Source organism: uncultured Acinetobacter sp., assembly GCF_947626835.1.
Taxonomy (GTDB): domain Bacteria; phylum Pseudomonadota; class Gammaproteobacteria; order Pseudomonadales; family Moraxellaceae; genus Acinetobacter.
This window is the reverse complement of sequence record NZ_CANQTS010000046.1, coordinates 1-10,494: the sequence shown is the minus strand read 5'-3', so window position 1 is coordinate 10,494 and position 10,494 is coordinate 1. Positions and strand designations below refer to the sequence as shown.

Here is a 10,494-nt window from a genome sequence, read left to right as displayed (position 1 = left end):
TGTACAATAGATGCTTGATTCAGTGCCACCCATTGGGTATCGGTATTATGTAAAGTGGCTAAATTTTCTTTATTTAAAACGACGATAATCGTCATAGTTTCCTCAAATTTTTCTATAGCATCATGCTCAAGCCTCTAACTTAACAAAAGCCTAAAAAAGCAACAATGCTTAAAACAAAAAAACCAGCAAGATGCTGGTTTTTTTAAAGTCGAGTGAATTAAAGTTTTGGATCACGTAATTGCACCAAACTGCTATTGGCTTGGCTTAAGGTATGTAAAAACTTATTGACCACCGCAGGGACTAACTGATCAGCAACCTGTGCAGCTTGCAGACCTAATTTTTCACCTAAGGTCGGTTTTTTACGCGTTTCTATAGTATAGACATCATGCGCTGCCAACAGACTGAGTAAGTATTCGTCTGAAGTTTTCAGCTCATCAACAAGCTTTAAATCTAAAGCATCTTGACCATACCAATGCTCACCGGTGGCGACTTGTTCAATATTTAATTGATTACGGTATTTTTCCACAAAGTGCTTAAATAAGGCATGTGTTTGTTGTAATTCTTGTTCAAATTTGGCTTTACCTTCTTGGGTATTTTCACCAAAAATGGTCACGGTACGTTTGTACTCACCTGCCGTATAGAGCTCAAAATCAATATTGTGTTCTTTGAGTAAACGATTAAAGTTAGGCACTTGCGCCACAACACCAATTGAACCCACTACAGCAAAGGGTGCTGAGATAATATGATTGGCAATACAGGCCATCATATAACCGCCACTGGCAGCCACTTTATCGACACAAATGGTTAAATGAAAACCAGCTTCACGTAAACGTACCAATTGTGCAGCTGCAAGACCATAGCCATGCACCATACCGCCGGGGCTTTCTAAACGAACCACCACACGATCACGCCCAGCTTCAGCAGTGGCTAAAATCAAGGTGATTTCCTCACGTAAACTTTCTACCGCAGAGGCAGCAGTATCACCTTTAAAGTCAAGTACATAGACTTTTTCATTATTCTTTTTGCGCGCACGCGCTTCTTTAGAGAGCTGTTGACTTAACTGTAACAGTTCCAACTTCGATGCCGTCATCTGTGCCACTTTTTTACGCTGTTCATTGACACGGGCATTGAGATGACGAATTGAAATCTCGGCAGGAAGTTTTGGGGCATGAAATAGCATAACGCTCTCGTATATTTTTATGTTCTTCATCAACATGAGGTCAGATCAAAGAAAATTCAATGTTTTTTACAAATAAAAAAGAGCCCGTAGGCTCTTTTTGACTCATGTCTGCTTAACCAAAACGACCAGTAATATAGGCTTCGGTCAGTTGATGATCCGGTTGGGTAAAGACTTTTTCAGTTGAGTTGACTTCAATTAAGTCACCCAAATGGAAGTATGCGGTACGATCAGACACACGCGCGGCTTGTTGCATCGAGTGGGTGACAATCGCAATGGTGTATTGATTAGAAAGTTCAGAAATTAATTCTTCCACTTTTGCCGTTGCAATCGGATCGAGGGCTGAACATGGTTCATCCATTAAAATCACATCAGGGCTGACTGCAATGGTACGTGCAATACATAAACGCTGCTGCTGACCACCAGATAAGCCTGTCCCCGGTTGGTTCAAACGATCTTTTACTTCATCCCAAAGACCAGCTTTACGTAAACTGCTTTCGACAATTTCTTCTAAATCATATTTGTCACGCGCTAAACCATGCAATTTTGGTCCATAGGCCACGTTTTCAAAAATAGATTTTGGAAATGGGTTTGGCTTTTGGAACACCATGCCCACTTGCGCACGCAATAACACCACATCAAGATTTGGATCGTAAATATCTTGACTCTCAAGCATGACTTTACCGGTCACACGGCAGCTATCAATCGTGTCATTCATACGGTTTAAGGTACGTAAGAATGTCGATTTACCACAGCCCGATGGTCCAATAAAGGCAATCACTTCATTTTCATAGATATTTAAGTCAATGCCTTTAATCGCTTCAGTTTCACCATAATAGACATGAACATCTGAGGTGCTGATTTTAACATTACGATGTGCAGGCTGTTGTTTGCTTGGTTGCATATCAAACTGTGCGCTGAAGCTGCTGCCTGTTGATGCAGCATTGGCATCGGTATTCACTGGATTCACGTTATCTTTTACAACTGTATTCATCAATTTATCCTCAATTACCAACGCACTTCAAATTTCTTACGTAACCACACTGCAAAGGCATTTAAACTAATCATCATCGCCAACAATACAATAATTGCAGCGGCGGTACGTCCTTCAAAGAAGTTACGTAACTCATTACCTTGCCATAAAAAGATTTGCACAGGTAATGCTGTTGATTGATCAAATGGCGTTGCCGGTACGCTTGATACAAAGGCACTCATACCAATTAACAGTAACGGTGCTGTTTCACCCAAGGCTTGCGCCACCCCAATAATGGCACCAGTTAAAATGCCGGGTAATGCAAGCGGTAATACATGGTGAAATACCGTTTGTACACGCGATGCACCTAAACCTAACGCCGCTTGACGGATTGAAGGCGGTACCGCTTTTAATGAAGCACGCGTGGTAATAATCACGGTCGGTAAGGTCATTAAGCTCAGCACTAAACCACCGACCAAAGGTGCTGAAAGGGGTAAATGCATCCAACCAATAAAGATCGCCGCACCCAATAAACCAAATACAATTGAAGGTACAGCCGCAAGGTTGTTAATGTTGACTTCAATAATATCGGTAATCACGTTTTTAGGTGCAAACTCTTCTAAATAAATCGCAGAGGCCACACCAATTGGAATCGAGATAAAAATCACGATTAACATCATAAACAGCGAGCCCATGAAGGCACCTGCTAAACCTGAGGTTGCAGGTGAACTGCGTGAGTCTGCGCTATAGAAAATATTGGTATTAAAGGTATTTTCTAACACACCTTTGGCTTTTAAATCATCGGCAAGCTGACGAATTTCAGGGCTTAATTGTTGCTGTGCATCTGGCAAATCACGATCAATATTGCCTGCCAACCACACATCCACATTTGCATCGGCCAACAGGTTAATCTCTTTGGTTTGACCAATTAAGTTTGGATCTTTAAATACCATATCACGTAAGCGATACGCTTCTGAGCTGGTATATAAACTTGATAAGTCATCACGATATGCAGCAACACTTGGCTCTTTGGCGATCATGGCATTTACGATTAACGCATCCCAATCCACCGTACCCATTTTCATCTGCCATGCAATATAACGCTGTTCATATTGCGCAGGATTTTCATTTTCCATCGGGATAGGTTTTGGGCCGACATCAATAATTTGCGCGTCAAAGTTAATTGGTAACGTCATACTGGTTTGCCAAAATGCCGGTAAACCTTTATATAAAATACTACTAAACAGTAACACCACAAAAAATAAGCCTGACAGCACCGCAGTAAAGCCAAAAAATTTAAAGGCTTTTTCTTTACGGTGACGTTTAGCCAATGAGTCTGCAATCACTTGTTTGCGCTTATCGCGTGCGATCGCTGCTGCCTCGGCATCAAACTGTGGCAGCGTAGAAGAATTTGATGTACTCATTCGTATTGCTCGCGATATTTACGCACGATATATAGTGCAATGATGTTGAGACCCAAGGTAATCACAAATAAGGTTAAACCAAGTGCAAAGGCAACCAAGGCTTGCGGACTGGCAAAGTCGGTATCGCCTGTTAGCTGGTTCACAATGGTAATGGTGACCGTCGAGACTGCTTCTAAAGGGTTAGCATGCAACAATGGGCTGTTACCTGCGGCAAGGACCACAATCATGGTTTCACCAATGGCACGCGAAGCCGCCAATAAAAATGCACCAATAATGCCGGGTAGTGCCGCCGGCAACACCACCTGACGAATGGTTTCTGATTTGGTGGCACCTAAACCTAAAGAACCATCACGTAATGCGCGTGGTACTTGAGTAATAATGTCATCCGATAATGATGAAACAAAAGGAATGATCATAATCCCCATCACTAAACCTGCGGTCAGTGCACTGGTGGCATTAATGTCTAAACCAATTTGATCGCCCAACATCTTTAAAAATGGACCAATCACCATTAAAGCGAATACACCATACACAATCGTTGGAATACCCGCCAAAATTTCAATCGCAGGTTTTGCCCAAGAACGGAAACTCGATGATGCATATTCTGCTAAGTAAATCGCAATCATTAAACCTACGGGTACTGCCACCAATAAGGCAATACCACTGACCATCAAGGTACCCCAAATCAGTGGCAATAAACCATACTGACCATCGGCTGAACCTGAGGTGCTAAAACCTGGGTTCCATTCGGTTCCAAAAAAGAAATCGAGTGGACTGACAAAACTAAAGAAGCGCATGGCTTCACTAAACATCGACATGACAATGCCGATGGTGGTTAAAATCGCCACACCTGAACATAATGCTAAAGCGACATTAATGGCTTTTTCGACTTGGTTACGCGCACGGTAATGTTGGCTTAAACGCTTTTTCGCCAATAATAAACCTGCGATTGCTGCCGATAACACCACTGCAAATTTTGCAAATGAAGCCACAGTGGCCATTTTTGCAAGTTCCGTTGCTGCTGCCAACTCATAGCTGAGTGGTTGATCACTTACCCCAAAACCTGAGGCAATCGCTTGTACACGATCCATGAGTACTGCTGTGCTTGCAGGGTCTAAACCCGCTGCAATATCACTGGGTACATTGTCCATCACCACATGGCGCAAAATACTTGGCTCAATTACATTCCATAGCAACAAAATTAAAATTGCAGGGATACCACACCATAACGCTACCAACGCACCATAATAACCGGGGCGCGAATGCAGCATTGCCGAGTTATTGCCCTGACCTGCTAATTGACGACTTTTACGCAAACCGAGCTGATAGCCAATGGCAATCAACGCCAGTAATACGCCTATAAGTAGCAGATTCATGTCTTCTCCAGCATTTTTTCAAGCGACTTGAAAAAAGATTTAAAAAAAGCCAATGCAGGGGCATGCCCTCCATTGGCCGTTTTACGCTTAACTTATTTTACAGCTTTACCTGCTTTAAAATCGCCAAGGATTTTTGCACGTTCAGCATCTGACAATGCGATTAAGCCCGCTTTTTCAAGTTTTGAACCTTTACCTGACACTTTTTTGCTCAAGAAGTATTCAGTAAATTCATTTAAACCTTTAATTGACTTTAAGTGCTCGCCTTTCACGTAGAAGAACAATGGACGTGACACAGGATATGCACCATTTAAAATCGTGTTTTCAGATGGCACCACATTGTTTACGGTCGCAACACGTAACTTGTCACGGTTTTGGTCATAGAAACCTAAACCAAATACACCCACCGCGCTTGGTGATGTGGTTAAGCGAGCCAATGTTTCTGTGTAATCGCCTGAGATTTCAACCACACGACCATCTTTACGGAATGTGGTACATGCAGCTTTATGTGCATCTTTATCCAATGCTTTGATTGCAGCATAAGCATTACAGCCTGCATCTACCATTTTTTCTTGGAACACTTCACGTGTACCGTGGTTAGATGCTGGAATCACTAAAGTAATCGGCTCATTGGGTAAGCTTTTATCAATTTGGTTCCAATGCGTGTAGGGGTTAGCCACCATTTTACCTTTTGATGGTAACTCTGCTGCTAAAGCTGCAAACACATGGTAAGGCTTTAATTTATATTCACTTTTTTGAGCATTTGATGCAAAAACAATACCGTCATAACCAATTTTAATTTCTAAAACTTGTTTTACGCCTGCCTGATGGCAGCTTTCTAATTCTGTTGATTTAATTTGACGCGATGAGTTGGCAATATCAATTGTATTATCGCCTACACCATTACAGAACTGTTTTAAACCACCTGATGAACCGCCAGAGCCAACAACAGGCGCTTTAAACTGCGGAAAGGTGTTGCCAAACTCTTCTGCAACAATACTTGAATATGGCAGTACAGTTGAAGAACCAGCAATTTGAATGGTGTCACGTGCTGCATTTGCAGTCGTTGCTGCCAAAGTACAAGCTGTCAGTGCGATTGCAATGTGGGTTAAGCGCATTCTCATCTCTCTTGATTAGGCCGAAAGTACAGCATCAGAATTGTTAAGTTGTGTACTTTTTTCGATATGAGCATTTTGATTTTAAAATATGACAAGCAGGTTACAGCAATATGACGCTTTTATGATAATTGATTAAAGTGGCAAAAAAATTATAAGCATTTGAATATGAAAAAATTTATTAAATTTAGGTAGGCTAAAAAGTCATTCAACTGTCATAAATGATCATTATTTTTACATTTAAACCTCTTTTAAGCATAAAAAAAGAGGTCTATTCAGACCTCTTTTTTCAAGCATGTAACATATTAAGCAATCGGTGGTGTGTAAGTACCATCTGCAATTGACGCTTTAATACGATCAGATTCTGCAAGCACAAGTGCAAGTAAATTCTTCACGTTGTCTAAAGTCGCCACTGGGCTTAATGTGGTCATTTTCAATGATTGAACTTGACCGACTTTGGTGACACCAATATTGGCTTCACCACGTGCAAACAATTCATCTGCCACGTTTTGGTTTAAAGTATCTAACAATTGAGTTGGATAACCTTCAGGCACCACACGGAACAATACCGAGGCAAATTGTGGCTCAACCAATAGCTCTAAACCGTCTGTGGCTTGAATATAATCTGCAACATCACGTGTTAAGGTCACACCATGGTCAATCATCGAACCATAAAGCTCTTCACCCAATGCTTCAATGGTCATCCACAATTTCAACGCATCAAAACGACGCGTGGTTTGGAGTGACTTCGACACAAGGTTTGGTACACCATGCTCTTCATCATAAGCTGAGTTTAAGTACTCTGCTTCATAATGCATGAAACGATAGTTTGCTTCATCTTTCAGCAAGAACGCGCCACAAGAAATGGTTTGGAAGTAATGCTTATGGAAATCAAGCGTGATCGAATCAGATAGCTCAATACCATCTAACATATCACGGTGATCATTCGATAAAATTAAAGCACCACCCCATGCCGCATCGATATGCATCCACGCGCCATATTTGTTGGTGATTTCACGCACTTTTTTCAGTGGATCAATCGCGCCTGCATCGGTTGTACCGGCAGTTGCCACCACACATGCCACGATCTTACCTTCAGATTGAAGGTGCGCCATGGTTTTTTCAAGTGCGTCCATGTCCATGCGTGCATTTTCATCCACAGGCACAGTCACCACTGATTGGAAGCCCATGCCCATCATGGCCATGTTCTTTTGCACAGAGAAGTGTGCATTTTCAGAACAAATGACTTTGACGTTACGCATTGCATCACTTGGTACGCCGTCACGCTGAACAGACCACGGATTGCCGTTTTCATCTTTCCAGTTTTTCGCGATGCATGCATCACGCGCAAGGAGCACACCCATGAGGTTAGATTGGGTACCGCCAGAGGTGAACACACCAGCTTGACCTGCACCATAACCTACTTTTTGGCGTAACCAATCAATGAGCTGAACTTCCATCAACGAACCCGCTGGGCTTTGATCCCATGAATCCATCGATTGGTTAGTCGCGTTAATCAACACTTCGGCGATTTGGCTGGTGACCATAGTTGGGCAATGCAAATGCGCAAGCGAGTGCGGATGGTGTACTTTTAAGCTTTTATTTAAGAAAAGCTCAACCATACGCTCTAAAGATTTTTCTACACCCAAACCTTGTTTAGAAGGATTAAAGGCGATCGCACTGCGAAGCTCTTTGATGCTACCGCCTGTGTACATTTTGTCATTTTGTAACCATGCTGCAACCGCTTGGGTTGCTTGCTCCATTGCTGAGGTATAGTCAGCAATAGAGGCAGCATCATTACAGAGCAAGGCTTTACGATGTTCTGCAAAATCAACCATATTATGCACCTCGAACCGCAACAAGCGCTTCAGCAATCGCTTTTTTGAAGCGTACAAGCACTTCTTCACATTCTTCTTGCGTGATGATCAATGGGCAAAGTAAACGAATCACTGTACCGTTACGACCACCTTTTTCTAACAACAATTGGTTGTTAAAACATGCAGTTTGAATCGCAGCTGCCAATTGAGAATCAGCCGGCAATGAACCCATATGATCAGCAGGTTTACGCTCATCCACAATTTCAACACCGATCATCAGACCGCGACCACGAACGTTACCGATACATGGGAATTCTACTGCTAATTTTTTAAATTCAGCTTGTAGATAATCACCACGCTCTTGTGCGTTTTGAGCAAGGTTTTGTTCTTTAATGGTATTGATCGTTGCAAGACCTGTACCCATTGCCAATTGGTTACCACGGAATGTACCGGTGTGACCTGCTGGCTGCCAAGCATCAAACTTACGTTTAATACCCAATACTGCAAGTGGTAAGCTACCACCGACTGCTTTTGACATTACAACAACATCAGGTTCAATACCTGCATGTTCAAAGGCAAACATTTTACCCGAACGTGCAAAGCCTGCTTGAACTTCGTCAAGAATCAACACAATGTTGTGCTTTTCAGTCACTTCACGGATTTTCTTTAACCATTTTACAGGTGCAGTCACCACACCGCCTTCACCTTGAATCGCTTCAAGAATCACAGCCGCAGGCTTAGTTACACCACTTTCTACATCTTCAATAAAGTTTTCGAAGAAATAGGTTAACGCGTCTACACCCGCTTCACCACCTAGACCTAATGGGCAACGGTATTCATGCGGATATGGCATAAATTGCACGCCTGGCATCAAGTTATTGACTGCATTTTTTGCAGACAAGTTACCTGTCATTGCCAATGAGCCATGCGTCATACCATGGTAACCACCAGAGAAGCTGATCACTGTGCCACGACCGGTAAAGGTTTTCGCCAGTTTAATCGCAGCTTCTGTTGCATCTGCACCAGATGGACCACAGAACTGTAGACAATATTCTTCTTTGCCACCAGGCAATTGCTCAAGCAACGCTTCGGTAAAGGCATCTTTTAAAGGCGTCGTTAAGTCTAAAGTATGCAATGGTAGACCGCTTGCAAGCGTGTCTTGAATACTTTGAATAACCGCAGGATGGTTATGACCTAACGCCAAGGTACCTGCCCCAGCTAAACAATCAAGGTACTGTGTACCTTCAACATCGGTAACCCAACACCCTTGCGCTTTTGCGATCGCTAACGGTAATTTACGTGGATAACTACGCACGTTTGATTCCATTTGACTTTGGCGAGTCAAATAGTACTCGTTAGTAGAAGTAGAGGCAGGGTTTACTGAAGTAACGCTCATATCGAATTACCATCTCTGATATGGGTTGAAAGAAATAAGTCGGGGGACTTTCGGTCTTTGACTCGGTGCTTTATATACTTGTTAGACGATCACTTGTTATTCGTCATAACTAGGAGCGCGATCATACCGAATTTTTGCGAAAAATAAACAAGTTTCGGTGTTTTATCACGCTTAAAATCATTCAAAAAACTGATCATGCTAACCAATAGATTGAATTATCATCGCACATTATGACAATTGAAAGAAATGCTTATTTTTTATAATTTTTTTAAGCAGTTTTTAATCACTGGCTAGCAAAAGCAATCCAATTTTTATAAGCCTCTATTTTTGTTTATATTTATCTATATTTAACGCTTTTACCTGATTTACACTCGTACCACAAATTCTGCTTATTTATAGCTAAAATGCAGCCTAATATGAAACAATCTGTTCTTCATTTATTTGTAATTCCCACCATGAATAAAATATTACTTGCTGCTTTAAGTTTGACTGTTTTATCACCTATAACCAGCTATGCTAACGACAATGACTTACATTATAACGTGATTAATATTCAAGCTGAAGCTGAACGCGAAGTGTCAAATGATTTAATGCATGCTGTCTTGTATGTGGAAAAATCGCATAAGCAACCGGCACAATTGGCCAACGACATTAATGAATTGCTTAATCAAGCCACCCATGCGGCTAAAAAATACCCGCAAGTGAAAATTAAAACAGGCGCGCAAAGCACCTATCCAATTTATGATGCGGATAATCGTAAGCTTAAAGAATGGCGCGGACGCAGTGAAATTCGCCTAGAAAGTGCTGATTTTAAAGCCTCAAGCCAATTGATTAGTGAACTACAGCAATACTTACAAACCAGTTCGATTCATTTTTCGGTCTCTGATCAAAAACGTAAACAGGTCGAAAATGAATTAATGATGGAAGCCTCTCAGAACTTTCAACAACGTGCCAAGACCATGGCCAAAGCATGGAATAAAGCCAGTTATCAATTGGTGAGTTTAAATATCAATACCAATAATTATTCTTATGCCGCTGCTATGCCACGTGTCGCGATGATGAAAGCCTCAGCAGATAGTGTGACAGAGCAAAATGTGGCAGCCGGTGATTCAAAAATGAGTGTCAGTGCCAGTGGTGCAATTCAACTGCAATAACATCAATAAAAAAATCCCGCTCGAAAGCGGGATTTTTTAAATTAGTAAATCGCCATATGATTGCG

Annotated in this window: 7 protein-coding genes and 1 pseudogene; 1 reads left to right on the top strand and 7 read right to left on the bottom strand. The window is 41.8% G+C overall.

All coding sequences use genetic code 11. The annotated features are described in order from the left end of the window. Positions 1–217: 217 nt before the first annotated feature. From sohB to Q0Z55_RS12080, 7 genes and pseudogenes are all read right to left on the bottom strand, one after another. Positions 218–1,180: a protease SohB gene (sohB, locus tag Q0Z55_RS12110; RefSeq protein ID WP_297429091.1), complete on the bottom strand. Its 963-nt coding sequence runs from the start codon at positions 1,178–1,180 to the stop codon at positions 218–220. A 112-nt stretch (positions 1,181–1,292) separates the two neighbouring features. Next, positions 1,293–2,105 (bottom strand): annotated as a pseudogene (gene pstB / locus Q0Z55_RS12105) (phosphate ABC transporter ATP-binding protein PstB); the annotation flags it as partial. Positions 2,106–2,185: 80 nt separating this feature from the next. Next, positions 2,186–3,574, bottom strand: a complete 1,389-nt coding sequence (pstA, locus tag Q0Z55_RS12100) for a phosphate ABC transporter permease PstA (RefSeq protein ID WP_297429085.1) — start codon at positions 3,572–3,574, stop codon at positions 2,186–2,188. Beyond that, the gene (gene pstC / locus Q0Z55_RS12095) at positions 3,571–4,950 is read right to left on the bottom strand and encodes a phosphate ABC transporter permease subunit PstC (protein ID WP_297429082.1); all 1,380 of its coding nucleotides are present in this window, start codon (positions 4,948–4,950) and stop codon (positions 3,571–3,573) included. Before pstC ends, pstA begins: the two co-directional genes overlap by 4 nt. A gap of 92 nt (positions 4,951–5,042) precedes the next feature. Further along, the gene (locus tag Q0Z55_RS12090; protein ID WP_297429078.1) at positions 5,043–6,065 is read right to left on the bottom strand and encodes a substrate-binding domain-containing protein; all 1,023 of its coding nucleotides are present in this window, start codon (positions 6,063–6,065) and stop codon (positions 5,043–5,045) included. Positions 6,066–6,367: 302 nt separating this feature from the next. Then, positions 6,368–7,900: an aspartate aminotransferase family protein gene (locus Q0Z55_RS12085; protein ID WP_297429075.1), complete on the bottom strand. Its 1,533-nt coding sequence runs from the start codon at positions 7,898–7,900 to the stop codon at positions 6,368–6,370. 1 nt (position 7,901) lies between these two features. Further along, a complete protein-coding gene (locus Q0Z55_RS12080) occupies positions 7,902–9,275 on the bottom strand; it encodes a diaminobutyrate--2-oxoglutarate transaminase (RefSeq protein ID WP_297429073.1) in 1,374 nt (457 codons plus the stop codon). Positions 9,276–9,730: 455 nt separating this feature from the next. Here Q0Z55_RS12080 and Q0Z55_RS12075 point away from each other — a divergent pair, with 455 nt between their 5' ends. Further along, positions 9,731–10,429 carry an SIMPL domain-containing protein gene (locus Q0Z55_RS12075; RefSeq protein WP_297429094.1) on the top strand — a complete coding sequence of 233 codons (699 nt, stop codon included), beginning with the start codon at positions 9,731–9,733 and terminating at the stop codon, positions 10,427–10,429. Positions 10,430–10,494: the final 65 nt, after the last annotated feature.